Raw genomic sequence first — 22,569 nt, forward strand, 5'->3', positions numbered from 1 at the left:
CGCATCCGTCAATGCGTAGGCTACTTCAATGGGAAGCGGAATCCGCCACCACCCTAAACCCGAAGGCAAAGGTACATGCCTGCACCCGAAGGTATGGCACGTGGTAAACACTAACTCTCGCTGTGGCTCCTCAACGAGGTTGGATAGTAAACCTCATCCATGGGATTGGGAAGCAATTTTTCCTTTTCAGCATTTAACCTCTTCGCAGCGCTAAGTTCTCTTCGGCCTGCGTCAGTTAGTCGCCAGTTCTGGTCAATGAGACCCGCCTTAACGCATTTCTCAACTACGTCCGCAGCCTGGACGCTATTGAATTTGGTGGCGGCTTCCACAGCATCCAAACGGCGAGCACGAGTACTAAACAGTGCCAATACGGTCAGCCAGCTTGCTGGGATTGGGCCTTTAACTTGGTTCTGCATTGTCGAAGCTATGCGCTTTTGACCGGCTGCCATGAGCATGGTCGTGTCATCGCCGAGTGCAATTGCAGGCGGGAAGATGGAGCGGAACTCGCTGTCCACAGTCTTCTTCGGGAACAGGGGCACCCAGCTTTTCTTCTTTGGAGTGAACCATAGAAGCTGCGGACAGTTGTTGGGGCAGCTATGTTCGAAGACCAGTAGCGCGGCCACTTCCCCGTAACCCAGGGGGTACCCCATCTTCAACCTCTCACCGTAATCGAGACAGAGCTGTGTCAACGCTTTCCTTTTCTTCGTATCCCATAGGAGCCCGCCCAATGTTGGACAGCTTCGCTCTATGTGCGCGACTAGCTTGTATTTCGACCGTGCGAGCTTTTGCAGCCCCTTCGGAGTCCCCGAGTATGCAATTACCGCCGTCTTAAAGAGATGGTAAGACTTCCAGGAGCGTACACTAGGGTTACAGAAAAATGAATCGACATAAGAGCGTACGCGCCGCCCTGAGCCAATGAAGTCATCAATAAAAAGAACATGCCTACATTTTTCGGTACGCATTGTCGCAACGTCTGGATGATTCAAAAACTCAGACTTATTGTTCGCGAGGGTCCTTATGATGCTCGCCACTCGGCCTTCGCTGCCGACATCGACACCACGAGGCGTTGAATTAACGCCCCTGCCTTCCTTATCAAATACACTTTCGCCTTTTTTGATGTCTAGCTCACGGGCCCCAAAAAGCGCAATCTTTCCTTCTTTTCCCTGAGCATAGTTCTCTATTTTCTGTATTAAGCTGCGTTCAAATTCTGTGGCGGAAACTAGCGTTAAATTCGACACTAGCTCACGCGCCAGCTGTTTGTCGACGTCCCTAAAATTTGAAACCCACTGTTCCCCCCTCTCGGTAAGGAGCAGCTTCTTTGAGGGGAAGTGGTCGGCGGGGTCGCCTTGGTCAATTTTCTTTGTTGAGTATTTGCGCATGGAGGTGCTTGTGTCGCGTCTTTGCCGTTAATCTGCGGTGGACTTTAGAAGAGGCTACCTTGGTTTTGAGAGGTGGAAGCGGAGGCCTTCTCTTCAATGATTAACTTCTTGGACTGCGATGAAGGTGCTCGCGGCGCGGGGTGTGCCGCAAGGAGCTCTGCGGGGTAGAGCTCGATAAAGGCTCGAGCCATTTCAGGATTCTTGCAACCCAACCAGTCATCATAATTTTCCGGACGCACGATTGCTGCGCCGCGCTTCTCTTCGTTTGGCTCATGGAACCGATTCAGCAAGGGGTGTGCGTCTGCATTTAAGGTGAAATGCGTGAAGCTGTTCATCACAGTGCCATCAGGTTCTTCCCAGGTACGCCACATTCCCGGCATGGCAAACGGCTCCTTTGATGCTAACTCAATAGCCCACCTTACGGAGCCCGGGCCAGCCTCGTAGTTTGGTTCGAAGAGTGCTAGCGCAGGAACCAGGCACAGCTTCGACTCTAACCAGAATTTTTTGTAATGACGCTTCTCACCGACTTCCTCGGCACGGGCGTTCATTGTGCTCATGCGGATGAACTTCGGCTCCTCGCCTGGCTTCATCACTTTCTTTGGTCGATGACGTTGCGGCACGAAGCCATAGCTACCCAGCATGCCTCTGCGCTGGCCGTGCTCATCATGGACGATGAAGGGCGCAGCGTAGTCCTGGTAAATCTCATCACGCCAATCATCATTGACTTCAATAGGCGTGCGGAACCAGTCGAAGCAGATTTGCCTTGATACGGAGATGTAGTTTACGCACATGAGTAGTACCTTTTAGCGCTGACAGTTTTAATGTATGATTAAATTTTCCGCTTTGCAACTTCTTCTGCGCGACAGCTTGAACTAATCCATTTTACTAGCTATTCCCGGAAATGGCGTTTATCCCTAATTCTGGATTAATCATGATAAAAAAAATATCAAATTTCTTTGCATCAGTCTTTCTTTTTCCATTATTTGGCGGAATTACGACAATAACGGGCATTCTGGCGGGTTATTTGGGGTCGCTTTGGACGAAAGAAATAAAGGAATCCGTTTTTCAGATTTATCATCCGCACATCTTTGGACTGAGCAGTGTTTCGTTCGATGGGAAATCCTCTTTATTCTGGTTTTTCTCAGCAATCGCGGGCTTGTCACTCTCGGCGACTTTTTGGGCACAGACCAAAGCTGGCAACGAAACAAATGAGGCGATTAAAAATTCGTTGTCTAGGCTTATGACACTCCCGCCAGAAGATTTTCTTTTAAATTATCGTGACTTTATGATTTTAAGCAATAGTGTCGAAAGCACATTGCCAGTTCCGATGCAGTTAGTTGATTTGGAGCAAGCCATCCGAATCCAACTAAGTTCTATTTGTAGCGTTTGCGCTAGATTCGATTCGAACGGGGGGCGGACACGTTTCGCGGCCAATGTTATGATGTTCATCCCGGCCGGAGGCGGTAAATTCAACAATCTACACGCGACGTTGCAAACTGAGACCCGTTGCATCGAATCGGCCGTATCCATTGCGAACTTGCATGGAGTGTTGCGTTTGGAGTTGAACTTAAGCGCGTCAGAAGGCTCTAATAAAGCGGACCCTAAGCTTTCATCATTGTGCTTGCCTATTCCAAAAGGTGTTAGCAATCCACTGATATACATACCGGGAGCACCGTTAGCATTTGCTCAAGGTAAGACGCAGGTTTATAGAAATCAGTCTGACTTAATTGAACAAGTTGAAAACAATCGGCTATTTTCTTCAACGGTTCTGAATGAGTTAAAAGATGTTTTAGGAGCGCAGAATGAATCTGTTAAGTGCCTGATGTGTTTTCCTTTATTTTCAGATTCGACAACTGGTCCCAGTTCTGTAATCGGAGTTCTTAATATTCACAAAAGCATAGAGGATGAGTATATTCAGCGAAAAATGGAAAACCTTGAACCTCTGTTAGCGCCGATTTTACGGAATTTAGAAATTTTGCTTTGGCTTTTGCCTTAAAGTGCTATACTAGATTTATGGAGGTTACATCATGGAAATTAAATTGCCGGAACGCAGCCGTGACGCTTTTGAAATGTTGTTAAAAAAGTCTGATGAGATGCTTCAGGAAGCCATGCATGCACCTGTCCGGGAGGTGGTTGCGGTTGAGAATCCCAGTGGCGGTTTCGAGATTCGCACTCAACTGATTCAACCTAGATTCTTCCGCAGAGCTAAGTGATTCATTTTTCCTGGTGGGCGGCTTATTGCTCGCTCACCTTTCTACTTGAACGTGAGCGAAGAGCCTTTTCAGGTCAGAGGCTATGTCAATGAAAGTCTCGGCTGCGTGTGTCGAGTTCACCAAGTAAATGGCTCAAGTCCACCAAGCGCTTGGCTACAAGGTGGCGCACGTTGTTTTCGCACTGCCAGATGCCGTACACACCGAGGAGCTGTGCCCCCATGACTTCCCGGCGGAACTGCTCAACAACACTGGACCAGCAGATGACATTCACGGTTCCTGCCTCATCCTCAATCGTGATAAACACTACGCCATTCGCTGTGCTTGGCCGCTGGCGAACGGTAACGATGCCGCAGCCTCGTGCCAGCTGGCCATTGGAAAAACCAGCTAGTACGTCACTTGGAACGAAGCGCAACTTATTTAGTCTCTCTCTCAAGAATGCCAGTGGGTGACGGCCAAGTGTCAGCCCCACGTAGCGGTAATCCGCAGCTACACTTTCGGCCTCGCTTGGACTCTCAAGTTCAATCAGGTCCTCCACGATTTCCGCTGGTCTAAGCAGGCCCTTATCCGGAATACTTGCTCTGGCCTGCCACATCGCCTGGCGGCGGTTCCCCGAAAGCGATTCAAGCGCGTTGGCGCTAGCCAGTGCATTCATGTCAGCCGCATCGAGCCGAGCTCTGGCTGCAAGGTCTTTCGTGCTCTTGAAGTTCTCAATGGAACGCGCCTCTTCGATACGCCAGGCTGCGTCCTGCTCAAGTCCTTTCACGTTGTTTAGCCCAAGACGAACGGCGGGCTGGGCCCCAACTGTCGCAGGTTCTAGCGAGGCTTCCCAACCGCTCACACAGACATCGACCGGCCGAACTTCTACGCCATGACGGCGCGCATCCTGCACTAAGGATGACCTTGAATAGAAGCCCATTGGCTGGCTATTCAAGAGCGCGGCTAAGAACGCAGCTGGCTCGTGGCACTTGAGCCAACTGGACGCATACGCAAGTAGCGCGAAGCTGCTGGAGTGCGACTCTGGAAATCCGTATTCCGCGAACCCACGAATTTGGCTGACAATAGAGTTGGCGAACTCGACGGTGTACCCACGCGAGGTCATGCCAGACAATAGGTCGGTTTCGAACTGCTCGAGATTTCCCTTCTTCTTCCAGGCCGCCATAGCTCGGCGTAAGGCATCGGCTTTACCTGCTGAGAAGCCAGCTGCGACCATCGCGATGGACATGACCTGCTCTTGGAAGATAGGGATGCCTAGCGTCCGCTCAAGCACGCCTTCTATTTCCGGGCTCGGATATGTCACAGGGTCAAGTCCTTGCCGACGCCGCAGGTACGGGTGAATCATCCCGCCTTGAATCGGCCCAGGCCGGATGATGGCCACCTCGATGACCAAGTCATAGAATGTCCGGGGACGCAAACGAGGCAGCATCGACATCTGCGCACGGCTCTCGATTTGGAAAACACCCATCGTATCGGCTTGGCAAATCATGTCGTAGGTGGCAGGGTCTTCGGCAGGGATATCTCCCATTTCGAAGCGGGAGCCGCGTTGTTCCGAAATCAGTTCAAGCGTACGCCGGATGCACGACAGCATGCCCAGTGCGAGTAGGTCGATTTTGAGAAGTCCCACAGCATCCAAGTCATCCTTATCCCATTGCACCACCGACCTATCTTCCATCGCGGCTGCCTCGATAGGGACGAGGCGCGACAGCTTCGTATGCGAAATAACGAATCCCCCTGGGTGCTGAGAAAGATGCCGTGGCACGGACATTAAGGCGTCAGCCAGGTCATTCCACTTCTCTGCGATAGATGAATTGGGGTCGAATCCGCAGTCCTCCAAGCGCTTTTGAAGGTCGGCGCGTCCGCCCCAGGAGCTCGAAGCTTTCGCGACTTTATCGACAACGCTAAGGTCAACGCCCAAGGCCTTGCCTACATCTCGCAAGACAGATTTTGGGCGATAAGAAATCACGACCGCAGTAAGCGCAGCCCTCATACGGCCATATTTTTGGTACACGTACTGGAGTACCTCTTCCCGGCGCTGATGCTCAAAGTCGATGTCAATGTCAGGCGGTTCATTGCGCTCCTTCGACAAGAATCGTTCGAATAACAGTGTGCCGCGTGACGGGTCTACTTCGGTCACGCCAAGGCAATAGCAAACGGCAGAATTTGCAGCGGAACCTCGCCCTTGGCAGAGAATCTGCTGTGACCTGGCAAACCTAACGATATCAAAAACCGTTAAAAAATAAGGCTCATACCGAAGGTCTGCAATGATGTCGAGCTCATGCTCAAGCTGCGCCTGAACGTTCGCGGGAATGCCTTGCGGGTAGCGCCAGTGTGCACCAATGTAGGCTTCCTTTCGCAGATAGCTGGTTGGAGTTTCGCCTTCAGGAACAAGTTCGTGGGGGTATTCGTAGCGAAGCTCATCCAAGGTGAAATTGCAAAGTGCCGCAACACGCACGGTCTCATCCAAGGCCTCCCGTGGATAAAGGTTCCCCAGCCGGACCCGAGACCGCAGGTGCTGTTCCGCGTTAGGAGGCAGCCGGTACCCACATTCGGCCACGGGAACACCGTGACGGATTGCGGTCATCGTGTCGTGGATGGGTTTGTAAGACCGTACGTGCATCGCTACATCTCCGGTGGCCACTACCGGCATGCTAAATTCTTCAGATATATCTTGGACGAGTTGGCGGTGTTGGACGTCCTTATTTCTATGGTGAAGCGTGAGTGCGACTCGTGCGCGGCCAGGCGCACACTGCACGAGCCATGCGGCTTGGCGCTCAACTTCCTCATAGCTTGCACAGTACTTCGGCACAAGGATGAACTGGCATTCAGGTAGGCCTCGCAGATGAACCAGGTCGCCTACTGGCGTAGCGATGTCGCGTGGACGGATAAGATACGAGCCTTTCTCGGCCCGCATTCGACCTACAGTAATGAGCTCGCTCAAGTTGCCGTAACCGACCTTGGTCGTGGCTAGGACGATTAGCCTAAATGACGGGCTGCCATCTTCTGGGGTTACCTCCAGCTGGCTGCCAATGAGTAATGGCAGGCCGAGTTCTTTAGCGGCCACGTGAGCGCGCACGACACCGGCCAATGAGCATTCGTCGGTAATGGCGAGCGCTTTATAGCCTAGCTTGTGGGCACGCTCGACCAGCTGTTCAGGAGCCGAGGCACCACGCAAAAAGGAGAAGTGCGTGAAGCAGTGGAGCTCGGCATAATCCGGAAGAGCCGCTACAAGAGCAGATTGTTTTGACGGAAGGGTATGCATAGCTCACGCGAATAGTCCATGCAAATACCAGCGCGGGTCTTCTTGGACGCGCTCAAAGTAAATCCAATAGCAGCTGGCATCGCTACCCTGGGCCACATAGTAATCGCGTGCGGCAGTCTGGTCGTTCCACCAGCCAGCCTCTAGGCGCTCCGGGCCATCAATGATTTTTAGAGGGCTCACATAAAACGGCCGCTCATCTCGCATAAGCAGCCGAATAGGCGTAGGTAACAGCCAGAAGGGGCGTCCATCCAGGATTTCCTCAACCTGAGTCTTCGGCCGTTTGGATGTGGCTGGTGTCCAAGAATTGCAGACCTCGGGTCTGTAATCATCCACGTTTGCTGGCACAAGCACGTTTTCTGCACCTAAGCGAGCAGTCAAAAGCTCCAGCAACCGTGCATAGTCTTGCGGCGAGCCTCCCGGCTCTGGAAACAGCGTTTCATTAGGGGGCAGCATCGGCTCAATTTTTACTGCTTCTAACCGGAGCGCTATAACGGGCCGTTCAAGCTCTATTTTTCCTAAGCGCTCTTTCAGCAAGCGCACCAGGTGCTGCTCGTGCCATGTTGGCTCAGCGAGCGCTAGCTCGATTTCGGTGGGAGGCACCGCTGCACGGCCGCGCTCATGCTCCAAATGGAGTGCGAGAACACGTATTGACTGCTGGAGTGAACTCAGCCAACCAACGAGTTGAAGAATGAGTCGAGTGGCACCGTGCAGGAGCGCTTCTGCGTGTTCTACTCGGTCGAATGTTTCAATACGAGCGCTAAACGATAACGCTGGCTTTATCCACTCGAACATCTCTGGAGCTTCGCCATATGCGCGGTCTAGCGTGGCCAGGAGCTCTTTATTCGTACGACGTAAAAGTCCGGCCCGTGGCAGTTGGCGAAGTGCACCGATGCGCTTTGCGCCAATGTCGTTGAGCCAGTCGTGAAATTGAACCGCTTCTGGGACCAAACCGCACGGTAATACATCCAGGCGACACTTTAAGCTGGTCATCGAAAGCACGCGGCGTTTAAGCAGTAGGCCCTTCATCCGATAGCTGTGCGCCAGGAGCCAGGCCCCTTCAGCAGTTGGAGCAACGCCAAGTTGTGCAGTGAACCCCAATGCCCTGATGGTGTGCATGATACGTACACAGAGCGCATGTGGTCCGCGAAATAGTGTCAGGCTGGCGCTAACGTCGAGTAGTACGGAGAAGTCCCGTTGATGCGTGACTTCTGGGGTGAACTGCATTAACGCCGTCGAGATAGCCTCGACCGCTAAAGCTTCCTTCTCTTCCGAGCGCTCTAAGATTTGTGTATCTGGCGATATTGCGGACACACCGCCGCTTCTCATGCCTAATCGCACGCCTGCGCGAGCGGCTTCAACAGACACCTTCAAAACAATGCCTTTGTCGATAACCGCCAGCGGTCCCGCGTCAGACCAATGCGGGCACAGCGCTTCCAATGGAAGCAGTGGTAAGTACACGGTGACGTGGAGCTTCATGATGGTCTTGTTCAAGCTGGCGACCAGCGGGCATGTCTAAAAGTGGTACAAAAATAGGAGCCTCGCATGTGGGCCCCTTCCTTTTTACGATGTCTACAGAGACGCCGCCCAAGGCCGGGCGCAGCGCAATGCGTAGTGGCGATACAGAAGCATCAGCGGCAGCTGCCAGCGGCCTGATAAGCCATAGCCAGGTATCCGTAGATTGTGCTGCTAGGTTCAGCCTTCGCAACGACTCTGGCCTCACATTCGACTGCCACAGCACCACAGCACCGCATGACCCGTTTTTCAGAATTTGCTCGGCAGACCAGAGTGCATCCGCTGAGCTCTTAGGCCGTAGCCACAATACGTTTTGCTCGTTTAACCGCCACGACCGGCATGCCATCACATGGGGCAGGTAAGGCGGTTGAATAAACGCAACGCGTTGCTGGCGGGAGAGCCCAGCCAAGGCTGGTTTTAAAAGCTGCATTTCTCCAATTCCATGCTGCTGCACCAGTAGCTCAACCAAGGCCGACCGAGGCCAGCCACCATTCGGTAGCTCCTGGTCCAGCATCGCATGGCCTGTAGCCATCGTTGTCGCACGTGATACCGCCCGCTCGCTTGCTCGCCATACGTTAGTGCGCATGACCTGGTCCAACGCGGCTTGCGTGGAACGGGGGCTAGGCAACGAAGTAGCACTCATCGGCATAATTTAACTGGATGGATATACAGTATTTGTGCCAGTATAGTCGTTCTGTGTGACGGCTATCAAGTGGATTTTTATTACCAAAGAGACACTTTTGTGTGAGGCGAACTCTTCAGACACTGGAGGGAATTGGGAAAAGAAGGCTACCCGCGCTAAATTTTCGCGCTATGCAAGCCTCTCAGAGGGGGTATTCAACAAAAATTTGTCTTATTGTTATGTTGGGCTGTATTCTTAATGCTACGTATCTACAATTTTCAGATGATAAACAAGCAATGTCATGCGAGAAAAATTATTAGAACTTCTATCTACTCGTAATCTTGATAACGTCAATGAGTGGTTGCGCAGTCTAAGACCGCGTCCGGATGACAAGACAATCCAGGAGGAGATAGCTGCACTTCATGGCCAATTAAATTTGTTTTCTCTTTTAAATGAGTTAACTAATGACAGATATATGTCGGCAATTTATTTGGTATTGGAGTCAGCAAAGAACATAAAAGAAAGAACTGAGGCAGATATATATGCCTTGAGTGAGTATTCACGAAAAGTAGATGGTGCGTTTCTGGAGATGGTGGCTGATGAGATTTGTTTCTCACTCAAGAGTCATCCTAAATTCGCTATAACGCTATTGGAAGAAATATGGAAAAAAGAGGATGCTCTTGATGCCGCGCTGCTGGCATGGGCTATTGCTTATGCTAAAGCGTTTCCAGATGCAGCCTTTGAGTTTCTTCACCAGTCCAGTTCATCACCGTTGATTGATAGTTTTCTTTATGTATCATTGTTGATGAACTTGAGTAGAAACTGCCAGTTTGAGGAGTTTTTTGGCAATCATCATGACGAAGCGATTGCGAGCATAATAAAACTGAGCAGGGAAAAACCGGATAGTCACATAGCTTGGCAAGTCCTTTGTGAAATTTCTGAATTTTCAGGTGAGGCTACGGAATATCTAAGAAGTAATATTTTAGAAGGGCGAGTGCCGGTAGCTAAAGCATTTTTGTTTAAGTTGGCAACGAAAAAACAAAAACTTCTTACCGTCAAGAAAATTCGTTTAAGTGAGTTCTTAGTATCAATTTTGCATATTGCGTTAAAAAATAATGAAATTGAAGCGCAATATGGTGCTGTCATTGCTATATTGGTCTCCTGCAAAGATACGAGTGATGAAGTATTTTTTGTTATGGAATATGCGGAGAAAAATTTAGGAATAGATTTATCTCAAAAATTTGAAAGCCTATCTCATGCGATAATTCAGAATGCCGAATTATTCAGAAGGTTGCTAACAAAAAGGTTGGTGGAGAAAAATTCTGATTCAAATGTGATTCGGAATTTGCTGCAATTTTGCATCGTCGGCCAAGTTGAGTGTGATATAGACGAAGAGTTGTTCATGTCTTCTGACTTTGAGCAACGTAAACGGATGATGGCACGCTTAATTGCATACACGCATCATGGCCCTTCGCTGTGTGCATTTGCTTCAGTTTTTGCTGAATCGGCAAATATGCAACCGGATGGCGTGGGGATAGCACAGACAATAATCGAATATACGATAATGGAATATCCAGACTCGTCGGAGAAGTTTTTTACGGAGAAGAATAAAACAAAAAAATTGTCCAAAAATTCTGGGTTATTGTACTCTTCCGCTGTGAAGTATCTCGTTAATTCAAGGGTTGAAAGAGAAGCATTGCCGGATTTGCATGAACTGAAGCCGTCGAGCTCACAACACTTGGCATTGATTCATCAGAATATCAAAATGAACCGAGAAATTAATCAGGAGGCCGAGAAAAAATCGATATTTTCGTCAATTGCAAAAAAGGTTCGGATTCTGCAAGGAAAGAAAGTGGCTACAATTATGTATGATGGCAGAACGAATATAACGGAAATGGGAAATATAAGTTACTCCATAGAACTGCCTCGAAGCGAGCGTGCGGACCCTGTTGGCGGCCTAATACAACGCATCAGTTGGCTACGGGGGACTGAATGAGCATCCGTCTGTTATTGGAAAGTTTTCTCGGGTTAATGAAAGAATCCGGCGAGTTAGATAAGCTTCTACCTCTTTTGGTCACCAGCATGGGGCACGACATTCCATTTTCTGCTCAAAAAGGAATTCGTGAATATGGCATAGATGTCGTATCTGTTGGAAAAGACCCAGAAGATGGGCGTCGGAAGATTTTCTACTGGCTAATTAAATGCGGTGATATTGGTAGGGCTGAATGGAATCTGACGAATCAATCAATTCGCCAGTCAATCGATGATGCAGGCGACACGTTTCTTTCTACAAACGTTCTCCCTCAGCATAAAAAACTATCGAAAAAACTTGTAATTTTAACAAACGGAATTTTTAAAACAGAAATTAGACAAACATTAAGCCAATATTTGGAAAAGTGGAATAGGACTAATAAAGCGGAAAGTTTAATAGTCAATGGCTCACTTTTGGCATCTTGGACAGAAAAATATCTGTTCGACGAAAATATTCTTCCGCCTGAGCATAGGACCCTTTTCAGGAGGGTGCTCGCGAACATTGCAAATCCTGAACTAAGTGTGCCGGTTGGCCGTCAGTTGATTAAGGGTATCCTTGAGTCGCCCCAACCGTCTGGATTACAAACACAAAAACAAACGAAACGTAGACTCTCCTCCTTTCGTGCAGTTAGAACTGCGTTAACTGTTATCTTTCAATGGTCGATTAACGAAGGTGGGCTTGAGACCATCCGGCAGTTATCGGAATTTGCAGTCCTGGAGAGTTGGGCTCAGATACAAAATGATTTAGAAGAGCTGGATAAAGCGATTTCGGAGGAGTTTGCTGAACTCCAGTACCAAATGCTAAGTGTGGGACAGAGCTACTTTACTAAAATCCATCCCTATCTAGTGATAAAAGATGCGTTGTCATTGCAGGCCGGAGATGCTCTTGTAACCAATACGCTAACTTTTAGGGAAATAGGCCAGCTCGGGTTGCATGGTGTTACTTGGGGATTCTTTGCGACCGAAGCGACAGGCGACGTTTCTATCCTTGCAACGCAATGGACATTAATCTGTTCTAATTTAATATCGAAAATATTACAAACACATGAGGGCAGTCAGTCCCCAGCGTTCGATTACCAAGCAGTAGAAATACATTGTGGCCTGCTGTGCCTAATGATTACGGGGAAGAGAAATGACGCCGCAATGTGGGTAACAAACATTATCGGAAGACTAGGTTTCATCGTTAAAGATAAGAAAAAATTTTGGCCAATGGTGGCGCAATTTGAAGAGGTACTGGAAACCCGAAACAGTTCTTCACCACCCAACCCCGAGTTTTTAGATGTAAGCAGTCTAATTCCTATATTGGCATTGTGGTGCGCAGTACTAGACATTGATGAATCTTATCAAGTGATTCGTCAAAGAATTTTACCTTCTATGCCTGACCTATCATTAAATATATGGTCTTCAGACCAAGATTTTGATGGAATAATAAGCGACCAAGCTAAACTGCACGAAAGTGGCTTCGGTCAAGTCCTTTCTGGTGTTCCAGAAACTGCTTCGCAACTTCTATCAATATTGAAAAAAGAAGCGGAAGAGATACCTTCGTTAGATAAGTTTTCTTGGTACCGAAACCGAGTCCCAATGATTCCACTACTGGCTGCGCTTCACTGGAAATTACAGATACCTAAACAGATGCTTGTAGAGCATATCTCGGCGTTCCAACTAAGCAAAGGTGCGGGTTAGGCTATATGGTACAACCTGCTCTGCGGTCGGCGGAGCAGGTTGAGCTCGAATGGGGTTAAACCAAATAGTCGTCTTTGTTTTTCCCATTCAGCCAAACGGGGGAGCGACCACGGCCAGTCCAGGTAGCACCTGTCTCAGGGTCACGGTATTTGATTGCTACCGGTTCACGCAACTTAGCTGACTTCGCCTTTCCAATGCCCCCCAAGTCTGCAATAGTTAAGCCAAACTCATCCATGATTGCCGCAATCTCCGCCTTTGCTTTCGTTAATTCGGCGGCTCGCGCAGCTTGGGCCTGTTTTTCTAGTTCAGCAATTTGTGCTTTGAGTTCGGAATACGACGACATTTTTTCTCCTGTTAGGTAGGGATAACGCAAACGGAATTTAGCACGAGAGCTGATGCTCGGCAAAGAGCAATTTTCGGGATAACCACGCTAGAGGATATATGTTAATTGTGAGAGTCAGTCGTTTCTGGCACGGTTGTAGCCCATGCGTACATGAAAGTGGCACACAGCCCCCCTTGAAAAGCGCTCAAAAATGCGATGAGTATGCTCATAAGCGATGTCGGTAAGGTCGTTTTCCCATCTGCTAATTCTTGTTGTTCTTTGGAAATGGCGGCAGTTAGGATTATGCAAGGCGAGAGGTCGGCGAGGTTATTCGCCTTGCCTGTTATTTCCTTGACCCACGCACTACGACAGTGATTCTTTAACAGTTCATTCGTGCCGGGGGAATTCTGCGTTACTTTGATTATTTCCTGCTCCATGCCGCTGCCTGTGTTCAGGACCAAATTTATCCCATATAAATAGCTAGCTAGGAAGAAAAAAGCGAGGAGCAGTCTGACTATGCTCATGTGTTTTTTAAGATGGTTTTTTTCTAACAGATACTTGTATCCCCCTAGCACTACAAAACTGATGACGTATGTGAGCAGAAAATGCAATGTAAGGGATTGACGGAGAGTGTCTATGTTCAATTGAAGTATCCTTGTATTTGTGAGGTCGAAGATTACAAATACAGAATAGTAGAAAAATTTCCTATTTGCAATTTGCTGGCGACGCCTGGGCCGTCGAGGCGCGGCGTTATCAGCGCGAATCTTGCAGCTGAAACGGTGATACAGGGCAGCGTCTTCCATATGAAGGGCATTGAAATGCTGGTTAAAGCTTGGTCGAATGGTAAAGGCACTTATGGCATCCGAGTCGGTGGCCCAAATCGGAATGCATACTTCAGGCCTGAGTGGAGGCAGATAACGGTAGAGCTTAGCGGCATCCCGCGCACCTTCAGGCTTACAGCAGGATTCTGGAAGGACTGTCCAGAGTTCCGGGACTCTGGCACCACCTGGATTCAACAATGGATAAGAAGTAACGCTAACGTGCCATGGTCGCCATACCATCCTCCGACCTTTCAGCTTGTCCCGACTGGGAAAAACACGTTTCGGCTGGAACCCTAACACGCTGTTCAACCCCATACGCAAAGGGAATCGTTCATGCTTGAATTTATCGTTACACAGTTCAGTGGGTTGATTAAACCATTGCAAGAGCTATCCAAAGACAGGCGTGACTTGAGGGATAATGCACTACGAGCTATCTCACACGCTCTAACGGAGACCTATCTGTACTACCGTGATTTGGACAGCGGTAAGCCGAAAAATCCAGACGTCGAACGTCAACTCGCAAACTATTGGGCGGCCGCTGCAATTCCAATCAGGCACCTTGACCCTGACCTAGCGATGACATGCGAATTTAAGGCGGAATATTGGGTGAATCCCGAAAACTGGTCGGAAGCTCAGATTCATGAGCATGGGATTGCCCTTGCGGGACTTCGGGAAACATACCGTAAGCTACTTTATCCGCAATTTCGCAGTGCGAAATCTCGGGTTGAGCCAACGCTGTAGTTGCGGAAGTCATGTATGAAAACAAGTCAATCCACGTTGGAAGCAGAAATTCGGAGCAAGCTTCAAGCAGGTGAAGCGTTCCGTCTATGGGGCGCAACAGCTGAAATCACTTGTGAATGGAGGATGGGTGAGTGCCATTCAAATGTTGAGATTTGGGTGTCCCGAAATCCTGGGCATAAAGCAGTGCTCGGGTGGGCAATAATTGCGAACTGCGTCGCTGTGCTGCATTCTGTAGTCGATACAGGTCTTGAAATTTTAGACATCACGCCACGTCTACCAGCAGACATGCAACGCGGTCTTTGGTTCGTGAGAGAGCCACGGCCAAGGCAAGGCCTGTTAAATATTCTCAATGTGATTGAGGATTGGCCTGTGCCCACTGCTGAACAAGACGAAAGGGCCAACTAGAGTCTAGCGCTAGGGGACTTCGGTGGAATCAGGGTAGCATCGCCGTCCTCGGCCAGTTTTCTGAGCCATGCAAGAAAGGCTCTAGCAACTGAGATATTTTGAAATCTGGCTTGCTCAGCACCGCCAGGTATGTACACTCATCCCTGAAGGCGTTACCCCATCTGTCGTAAAACCTGACCGCTCGAAAAGCTCTGCCATGCGACGAGATGGTTTTCGGCAACGGCCCATCAGGTGCGACTTCTTGGCGTCCACAGCCCATTTCTTTGCGAACTCACTCACCAGGGGCCAAACCCCTAAGCCACGAAATTCTGGTTGAATCCAAAGAAAAATCAACTCTCCAAACCACGCACTCTCAAGAAGTTGGAAATCGTTGTAGTCGCGGAGCCAAAGGACACCCACAGGAATATCATCTTTCTTTAGTACGAAGAGGTCATCGAGTGGATAAACGCGTGGCTGTCCCGAAGCAAAGGGATGGGGGTGCATTTGGGGAGCCAGTTCTCTCTGCGAGACGGCAATACTTCTACTAATGTACTCATCCGTGTTCGGCTGCGAGGCCACAGCCCCGTCAGATGCCGCTGACAAATAGGCGTTTGTGAGGAAAGCAGCGTCAGTATATACAGCAGGGATTATTGAAAAATCAGGATGACTTTTATGACTTTTCTTGTTGGATGAAACCTTCGAAGTGAATCCAAAACGCCTCAAAAATTTAGTAATCATGTCCGGAACAAAGTACATCGCGGTGTGTGCTGTAGTCAGCCGAAAGCGCCTGGATAGCAAATCCAAGTTGTACGCGTCTTCAAAGCAATGAGGTATAAAATCAAGTGCTATACGGTGGAGAGCAAGGCCCGTTCGCCTCGCCCTCCGGCTAAGTTTTACCGCTCAGCTAAATCGTTGATAACGCGCCATCCCTTTAATACGCATATGCCCGTTGCCAGAACGAGGACTCCGGATATTTGTAAAGATGAGAAATCACCGAGGAATTGCGAGATGCCAAAAAAAGCCTCCCCCACAGTGAGTGCAATCACAGCGGACTTTTCAATTTTGGCCGAAATCGATTTTGTTTTTATTACATCTACAGCTAGATTATGTTTCATAAAAGTATTCCAAAAAAAGTAAGAGACGAACTTTTGTCTCGGGTGTTGCAGCAAATGCTCACCTATGTCCTAATTAAGAATGCCCTCAATTCACAAAAAATTACCTCTTTAATACACGTACCTCAATTGCTGCACGGCAATTATACTCCAAGTATTCCCCTTCACGGAGGGGGCGTTTGAGCCCACTATCCGGCTCCTGCGTGCAGCACCTTTCGGTCGGGCTTTCCCACTACTTTACGAAATATGCTTCGGTTCGCCCAATCGAGGCTAGGTGGTGACAGTTTGCGTATTTTCGTGCCAATTTAGATGCTATCCTGCAACATTTGGACCTTCCTCAGCGGGCAAAATGTAAGCCTCAAATGGTTGTTTGCCGCGACCAAGGATGGCTCAGAAGTTAGACTTTTTTGACCTAAACACAGAAGCCACCGGAGTTTTTTACAGGGAAATACTATGAAGGCATTTTGGGAAATCGCGAATGAGGATGTACTCCGTTGGACAGATTTTGTTCAGGAAAATAAAAATAAGGCATTGCCGAGAGCTCGACGCCGACGAAACGTGAAACGCATCAACCTGGACATTAGCAAGCAAGCGATATGGGGTGCGCTGGTGGGATGTCAGGTCACCACACAGCAAAAGTCCGGTCCCGGTAGTAAAGTGGCGAAATTCTTAGACTCCGAAAGCCCTGTGCTAGACCTTCGAGCCTGTATAGCCGAAAAGAATCTCGAGCCCATGATATCGACTGCATGTAAGAAAGCAGGGTTGCGGCGGAATGATACTATTGCAAACAACCTAGTTTGCATACTTGAGAATCTGGAAAGTGGAGAGTGGGAACCTCTGTTGTCGGCTCTGGAAACTATCCGTACCCATACCACGCTTAAAAAAGAGCAGGAAGTTGTATCTTACATTCTGCGAGGGGGGAAATTTCCTGGATTAGGACAAAAGCAAGCAAGAAACTTTATCCAGTGGCTAGGCTTGTCGCGGTATGAAATACCACTCGATAGCCGAGTTCTGAAAAAGATGAAGCAATTGGGAGCAAGTTTTGTTCCCAAGGGTGCGGCGTTGGTGGATGAAACAGTCTACCTTTTTGTCCAGAGCAGTCTTCAGCAGCTTTCTGAAAAGCTTGGACTTTATCCCTGCGAACTGGACGCTTGCATCTTTGCTAGCTTTGACGTCGAACGAGACCAAGACGTAGGCGATTGAGCAAAAAAATGGTGATAGTCTGAAGGCGCTTCCAATTGCGCATCGCAAAAAATACTATTGACTAGGATTAAACACGATGAAACATATTCTTCTATTGGTCACTATGTTGGCTCTTACGGAAGTGGCTGCCGCAAGTGATACCTTGCCAGCGCAGTCTCTGCGAAAACAGTTTGTAAACTCATGCGTAGCACGAGCTATAGAGCGCCAGGACGATGCCGCCAGTGCAGCCACATTCTGCGATTGCACTTTTGATGTCCTTGCCAAAAATTTGACTGTGTCCGAATATATTGAGCTCGAGAAGGCGTCTGAAGAAAAACGCTCCCCAGGCACCTTACCGGCGTTGGCACGAATAAAGCCAAAGCTGGCACAGTGTAAGCGTTGAGGCTCCTCGTTCCCTGTAATCAAAGTAAATGAGCGTCAAGGCCCAAACGATGGAGAAGTCGTCAGAAGGTAATCAAGAGAGGGCTAATTGCTACAAATCACAACCGGAAAATTTTTCCAACGACCGCCTTCACGCGAAAATTCATTGCGAGGAGTACTCTACACCAACCTTCACCTAGACCACATGAACGACGATGTGCTCTCAGCATCATCGTTTGGCCGTTTAGTTCAATCTTCAGAGTTGAGCGCTTCACCGAAGATGGTCGTTTATGAGTTTGTTGAACGAATTGAGGCACCTTCGGATGGGCCGGGAGTATTGATTAGCCACGGGGCCGATGCTTATCTTCAAGACATGTCCATGATTGTGAGCCTGTTCTTTAATTGCACTTGCTCACCCGACATTGACCTTGTTCGCAGGCTCATCAGCGGAGTCGCGGGAACGGCGACCCGCAAGGTGCCCCAGCGCCTTCTCCGGCGTACATTCGATAAAGATGTATTTCTCCAGCCTGATGACTCGAAAGAATTCGTAAACTTTATAAATCAGTTGCTCGGGCTTGAGCGAAAGACCTATCTCGGCGTAATGCGGGCAATTCGTACTTACGTAACAGGATTGCATCGCGTGGCGGATGATTTAGAGCTCGCGTACACTTTAATGGTTGCGGCTGGCGAATCTCTTACTCAAGACTTTGATGGCTATGAGTCAGACTGGGATTCGATTCAAGAGAAAAAAAGAGTGCCTATCGATGAGGCATTGGAGTCTGCGCCAGCTGAGGTAGCCGAACGGGTACGTGAGGCGGTGATTTCAATTGAGCATGTAGCATTGAGCCGTAGATTCCAAGAGTTTGTAGCTGCAAATGTGTCCGCAGACTATTTCGAGGGGAATTTTGAAGAGCACGCCAATCCACCTGGGAGAAGTGAGTTGCTTGGGTTGTTGGAGGCGGCGTACAAGGCACGCTCGCAATATGTGCACAATCTACGGCAACTACCCGGCATGGTTTCGATGCTGCCCGGCCACGTTGAAACTGTTCTGCCTATAGAGGGGCGGCAGCGGATGCTTACCCTCCAAGGGTTAGCTAGGCTAATTCGAGATGTCATCATCTCTTTCGTATGCAAGCAACCTGTCGTTGATAAGGAAAGTTATGACTACCACTCTGAACTGTCCGGTGTGGTGACAGTAAGATTGGGCTCTCAGGCTTGGATAGCCGATACGAGCGGAGATATTTCCAAACTTGGCCGAGACAGATTGGAAGCATTTCTTGAGCAGTTTAGCGGCGTACCTTCAGGCGGAAAAGTCACGGACATTTCCGACCTACTTCGGAGCTACCTATCTCATGCAACCAAAATGAAGGCAGACGCGCGCCGCCCGTACTGGGTGATGCTGGTGCTTTTTAACAGCATTGCGAAAGAAAAGTCCGTACCAATCAGCGGGGCATTTAATAAGCTGATGGATAGAGACTTCAAAACAGTTAGTGCAGAATCGCTATTGCTCCATGCATACTTATCACAAGCTGTCGACTGTACAATTGAAGAACAATTTCAAACCTTCCAGCGCTACAAGAAAAGGCGTGGGAACGCGGGCGGGATACGCTTTCCTAGACTATTCGAAGCCGCGATTGGTCTCGAATTGGCTGAACGATACCGTGCATTGGGTCAATATGAACGCTTCCGCGAAACTGCGACGTTAACTGCTGATGACTATCCTGAACATCTGGAATTGCGGGCTTCTTTGAAATCTCTTTCAAATGACGTGCCCATATCCTGGCCGGACATTCTTTTGCCGAAACGGAGCGCTGCATCTACCGACTCGACTACCATACCAGAACAAGATATGCATTCGAGGTGAACTTGAGTGGCGGCAATATAACAGTAAGCGTAAATACTCGGGTAACTAATCCTATGAACCAGCAACTAAAGAATAGATTTAACGAACTGGAGCAACAGGCCCAAGACATCGCTGCCACCGAATCTACTAAGAGCGGTGCTTACTCCGGCGTATATCAGCATATCGATGCGGACGTAATTTTAGGTTGGTGTGTGAAGGCGAGGAATTTGCTTTCAACGGCATGTGGACGCGAGTCAGAGCATTTCAAATCGTTCGTCGAAGCCGAGGAGCCTCAATCCTATGAGGACTCACCAACGCGATTCAAACGTGTACTCAGCGTCTTCCGGGCTGCAAAGGAAGATTTTGAAGGCGGTTATCTCACCACTATGCGTAACCTAGTTCAAGCTGAGGTGTTCACCACCGAACTTGAGCAAGCAGATGAACTCCTGGGAGCTGGTTACCCGCTTCCCGCAGCCGTCATTGCGGGAGTTGTTCTAGAAACCACGCTGAGGGACTTGTGTGCACAAAGCGGTCTTGTACCCGGAAAGCTCAGCAAGATGAATGATGACTTGGCAAAAGCTGGGCGATACAACTCGGTGGTGCAAAAACAGATTACTGCGCTTGCTGCTGTTAGGAACAGCGCGGCTCATGGGAAGGTCGATGAGTTCACACGAGAGGATGTGAAGGCGATGATACGAGACGTCGAACGCCTGTTGGGGATGTGGCTGAGCTAAAGCAAAGGCAATCAAGGCGAAAAAGGACCGGCGGGATGCGATTCTGGGGCCATCAAAGGGGCTTCGAGCCATCCCGGTCAGAATTGGGCCGGAAGCGGAGGGAAAGGCTCTGGATTACCAATATTTCGATATCCACTCTCATCGAAGTACAGGCTACGCGGCAAATAGCGGTCGTCCCCGCCCCAAGCATTACTCTTCAATCGGCTGTAGTCAGCTTGCGCTTGTCCGAGTCGGCCAGCCTTCAGGTAGGCGTCACCTCTAAGGGCGTAAAGGTCCGACAATACGCTGGATAAAATTTTCCCTTGATTGTGCTTGGTGCCAGAAATGAACTCGGCATTCCAATCTTTTGAGAACTGTGGGAAGTACCTTCTGCGCACGGCTTCTGCGAGGATTTCGTCCGGCAGCAGGTCGTATTCTGGATACAGGGCGCGGAACCCTCGGATGCCGCCACTGAAAATCACCACATCCATGCCGCCACCGGACACGTTCATGAGAGCTTGTGATAAAAGGTTCGCAGCGTCATTGAATCGCCCAATTTTGAGGTATAGCCCGGCGAGCTGCATATAGACAAAAGGACTGTCCTCGACGCCGTTTTTTGCGTATTTCATGCACTGCTCGTACCCTCGAGTCGCATCCTTCAATAAACCAATAGATGCCTGAGCTAGGGCGCGGTCACAATACAGTACGTGCTTATCGCCAGCACCCACTGCGAGTGCTGCATCAAAGTCCTTGATTGCGAACTCGAAGAGCTTACGCGATGGCTTGTCGTCAGCGGCCGTACCCTGGGCAAGGGTCAGATACAAGTTAGCTCGGGCAGCGAGTGCCGGTAAGAACGTCGGCTCAATCATTAAGGCCATCGTCATCTCGCGAATTTGCTGCCGCATTCCATCATCATATTTCTCGCAAACGCTCACGATTTCTGGGACGGGACTTGAGCGGATGCAGCCAGCCCCTTTCATGGAGTGCTCACTACCCAAGGTATAGCTGCTGCTAACAAGGTAATGCGGAATTGGGGAATGCCATGATTTCGACGCACGGTCATAAAGGTTGCGGATTTCCGCTTCATTAACAGCTCCCCTGGATTGCGCGCCAAGCGAAAGAAACGAGCTTAGATAAAGCCCTTTTGCAGCAAGAGCTCGCGGGTCACTTCCAAGTGAGTCAAAATCAGCAATGCTCCAACCACAAGCGGAAGACTCCTTATGGGGCTCGGTTCCTTCACCTCTAAGCGCATTCCTTTGGTCATGAGCCATTATTTTTTCAAGGTCATCGAGAGCGCTGTTGGGTTTCGAAGCTCTCAAGTACATCCGAGCCCGCAGCGCTAATGCATCATCATCCTTGTCGCCTATGGCGCTGTTCGCGTATCCAATAACAGTCTCGGGAGTTGCGCCATCAATGCAGCTAAGCATAGCGACTGCGCTGTACAACGTCGCTTTGCCCCAATCTTCGTTTAGAGCCTGGTCCTTGCTAAGTTTAAGCAGAGCGTTGATAGTCTCGGCACGTTGACTATGAGTTGCTTTCTCAGGCGAGCCAAGGGAATTCAAGATATCGCCGACCTGTACTATTGCTGGAGACGCGGGCTTCCGTACCTGCATAGGCTTCAACGCCATCTCAGGGGGCTCAGTAATTTTGGCAAGCTCCGCAGAATATTCAGGTCGAAGGGGAGCTAGTTCCTCGGCTGTCGGCGGCGTGTACTTTGACTTTCTCGTTTCGCCAGCCGCTGCACTGGCAGAGGCTGGCCCACCTTTAGCGCCAGTGTTAGATTCACCCTCAGCCTTATCGGCGCGCTCAGTGCAGCCGCTGATAAGCAAGGTTACGACAGCCGCAAGCACGACAAACGATTTTCTCATAGGCCTTGCGCAAAGAAGTCCAGAATTGGGGACTAACACCGGTCAGTGCGGACCCAGACTGTGTGACTGCCACCGAGTTATAGCGGAGAGCACCTGGTGAACGTCAGGTTCTATGACTTCGCCAATCTCAGGACAGAATAAAGAGCAGTGATGCAGTTTCGCCTGCTCTATGACCAAAACTAGAAACTGCGGCGCGTCGTTTCTGATGTCGAGTCGAACAGAAACGCTGGCTGAACCATCATCGTTAAACGTGGCATCGACGCGGTTACCATTTTCGGGGCCGAAGACAAGCCAGTCCTTTAGCATGAACCACGGTGCTCCCAAGTAGTGTGCTAAGTCCTCTTGAAGAGAACGCGCAACCTTCGGGGGCAGGACTGGCTCCCAACCGGCAACGCCCGTATCAGGCGCGACGGAGCCACGCGGAATGAAATAAACGTCGAATTGCCAAACCGCCATAGCATCACCTTTAAAGAAGGGAGGAACTCTCGCTGTCAGCAAATATCCTG

The 22,569-nt window shown here is 49.5% G+C and carries 20 protein-coding genes; 10 read left to right on the plus strand and 10 right to left on the minus strand.

Going from position 1 to position 22,569, the window contains the following annotated elements:
* Window positions 1–110 precede the first annotated feature (110 nt).
* Complete coding sequence (locus H3H39_RS04550) at window positions 111–1,379, minus strand: phosphoribosyltransferase-like protein (protein WP_182152123.1); 1,269 nt, start codon at window positions 1,377–1,379, stop codon at window positions 111–113.
* A gap of 44 nt (window positions 1,380–1,423) precedes the next feature.
* Window positions 1,424–2,170 (minus strand): SOS response-associated peptidase family protein, encoded by a 747-nt coding sequence (locus H3H39_RS04555; RefSeq protein ID WP_182152124.1) that lies wholly within the window; start codon window positions 2,168–2,170, stop codon window positions 1,424–1,426.
* Between the two features lie 140 nt (window positions 2,171–2,310).
* Between H3H39_RS04555 and H3H39_RS04560 the strand changes: the two genes are divergently transcribed.
* Together H3H39_RS04560 and H3H39_RS04565 are read left to right on the plus strand one after the other, a co-directional pair.
* Window positions 2,311–3,375, plus strand: a complete 1,065-nt coding sequence (locus tag H3H39_RS04560; RefSeq protein ID WP_182152125.1) for a hypothetical protein — start codon at window positions 2,311–2,313, stop codon at window positions 3,373–3,375.
* A 31-nt stretch (window positions 3,376–3,406) separates the two neighbouring features.
* Entirely contained in the window at window positions 3,407–3,592 is a 186-nt protein-coding gene (locus H3H39_RS04565) for a hypothetical protein (RefSeq protein WP_182152126.1), read from the plus strand.
* Window positions 3,593–3,677: 85 nt separating this feature from the next.
* Here H3H39_RS04565 and H3H39_RS04570 read toward each other — a convergent pair whose 3' ends face one another.
* From H3H39_RS04570 to imuA, 3 genes are read right to left on the minus strand one after another with little or no spacing between them, the layout of a single operon-like run.
* Window positions 3,678–6,848 (minus strand): error-prone DNA polymerase, encoded by a 3,171-nt coding sequence (locus H3H39_RS04570; protein ID WP_182152127.1) that lies wholly within the window; start codon window positions 6,846–6,848, stop codon window positions 3,678–3,680.
* 3 nt (window positions 6,849–6,851) lie between these two features.
* Window positions 6,852–8,339, minus strand: coding sequence for a Y-family DNA polymerase (locus tag H3H39_RS04575; protein WP_229217870.1), 1,488 nt, complete (start codon window positions 8,337–8,339; stop codon window positions 6,852–6,854).
* Window positions 8,257–9,009, minus strand: coding sequence for a translesion DNA synthesis-associated protein ImuA (imuA, locus tag H3H39_RS04580; RefSeq protein ID WP_311196853.1), 753 nt, complete (start codon window positions 9,007–9,009; stop codon window positions 8,257–8,259). Before imuA ends, H3H39_RS04575 begins: the two co-directional genes overlap by 83 nt.
* 274 nt (window positions 9,010–9,283) lie before the next feature.
* Here imuA and H3H39_RS04585 point away from each other — a divergent pair, with 274 nt between their 5' ends.
* Together H3H39_RS04585 and H3H39_RS04590 are read left to right on the plus strand one after the other, a co-directional pair.
* Window positions 9,284–10,978 (plus strand): hypothetical protein, encoded by a 1,695-nt coding sequence (locus H3H39_RS04585; RefSeq protein WP_182152130.1) that lies wholly within the window; start codon window positions 9,284–9,286, stop codon window positions 10,976–10,978.
* Window positions 10,975–12,696 (plus strand): hypothetical protein, encoded by a 1,722-nt coding sequence (locus H3H39_RS04590; protein WP_182152131.1) that lies wholly within the window; start codon window positions 10,975–10,977, stop codon window positions 12,694–12,696. Before H3H39_RS04585 ends, H3H39_RS04590 begins: the two co-directional genes overlap by 4 nt.
* A 55-nt stretch (window positions 12,697–12,751) precedes the next feature.
* On the opposite strand, the gene H3H39_RS04595 is transcribed toward H3H39_RS04590, so the two are convergent.
* Both H3H39_RS04595 and H3H39_RS04600 read right to left on the minus strand, forming a co-directional pair.
* Window positions 12,752–13,039 carry an H-NS histone family protein gene (locus tag H3H39_RS04595; protein WP_182152132.1) on the minus strand — a complete coding sequence of 96 codons (288 nt, stop codon included), beginning with the start codon at window positions 13,037–13,039 and terminating at the stop codon, window positions 12,752–12,754.
* A gap of 101 nt (window positions 13,040–13,140) precedes the next feature.
* Window positions 13,141–13,662, minus strand: coding sequence for a hypothetical protein (locus H3H39_RS04600; RefSeq protein WP_182152133.1), 522 nt, complete (start codon window positions 13,660–13,662; stop codon window positions 13,141–13,143).
* 510 nt (window positions 13,663–14,172) lie between these two features.
* On the opposite strand from H3H39_RS04600, the gene H3H39_RS04605 reads away from it, so the two are divergent.
* Window positions 14,173–14,580 carry a hypothetical protein gene (locus H3H39_RS04605; protein ID WP_182152134.1) on the plus strand — a complete coding sequence of 136 codons (408 nt, stop codon included), beginning with the start codon at window positions 14,173–14,175 and terminating at the stop codon, window positions 14,578–14,580.
* A 15-nt stretch (window positions 14,581–14,595) separates the two neighbouring features.
* The gene (locus tag H3H39_RS04610) at window positions 14,596–14,985 is read left to right on the plus strand and encodes a hypothetical protein (protein WP_182152135.1); all 390 of its coding nucleotides are present in this window, start codon (window positions 14,596–14,598) and stop codon (window positions 14,983–14,985) included.
* Between the two features lie 114 nt (window positions 14,986–15,099).
* Here the strand turns inward: H3H39_RS04610 and H3H39_RS04615 are convergent, their stop codons facing one another.
* Entirely contained in the window at window positions 15,100–15,768 is a 669-nt protein-coding gene (locus tag H3H39_RS04615; protein WP_182152136.1) for a GNAT family N-acetyltransferase, read from the minus strand.
* A gap of 89 nt (window positions 15,769–15,857) precedes the next feature.
* Window positions 15,858–16,079 carry a hypothetical protein gene (locus tag H3H39_RS04620; protein WP_182152137.1) on the minus strand — a complete coding sequence of 74 codons (222 nt, stop codon included), beginning with the start codon at window positions 16,077–16,079 and terminating at the stop codon, window positions 15,858–15,860.
* 450 nt (window positions 16,080–16,529) lie between these two features.
* On the opposite strand from H3H39_RS04620, the gene H3H39_RS04625 reads away from it, so the two are divergent.
* From H3H39_RS04625 to H3H39_RS04640, 4 genes are all read left to right on the plus strand, one after another.
* Window positions 16,530–17,279, plus strand: coding sequence for a hypothetical protein (locus tag H3H39_RS04625; protein WP_182152138.1), 750 nt, complete (start codon window positions 16,530–16,532; stop codon window positions 17,277–17,279).
* 76 nt (window positions 17,280–17,355) lie between these two features.
* A complete protein-coding gene (locus tag H3H39_RS04630; protein WP_182152139.1) occupies window positions 17,356–17,661 on the plus strand; it encodes a hypothetical protein in 306 nt (101 codons plus the stop codon).
* Between the two features lie 183 nt (window positions 17,662–17,844).
* On the plus strand, window positions 17,845–19,503 hold the full coding sequence (locus H3H39_RS04635; RefSeq protein ID WP_182152140.1) for a hypothetical protein: 1,659 nt from the start codon (window positions 17,845–17,847) through the stop codon (window positions 19,501–19,503).
* A gap of 53 nt (window positions 19,504–19,556) precedes the next feature.
* On the plus strand, window positions 19,557–20,216 hold the full coding sequence (locus H3H39_RS04640; RefSeq protein WP_182152141.1) for a DUF4145 domain-containing protein: 660 nt from the start codon (window positions 19,557–19,559) through the stop codon (window positions 20,214–20,216).
* A 77-nt stretch (window positions 20,217–20,293) separates the two neighbouring features.
* On the opposite strand, the gene H3H39_RS04645 is transcribed toward H3H39_RS04640, so the two are convergent.
* Window positions 20,294–22,063 carry a tetratricopeptide repeat protein gene (locus H3H39_RS04645; protein WP_182152142.1) on the minus strand — a complete coding sequence of 590 codons (1,770 nt, stop codon included), beginning with the start codon at window positions 22,061–22,063 and terminating at the stop codon, window positions 20,294–20,296.
* Between the last annotated feature and the right edge of the window lie 506 nt (window positions 22,064–22,569).

The organism is Rugamonas apoptosis (assembly GCF_014042355.1).
GTDB classification, from domain to species: Bacteria; Pseudomonadota; Gammaproteobacteria; order Burkholderiales; family Burkholderiaceae_D; genus Rugamonas; species Rugamonas apoptosis.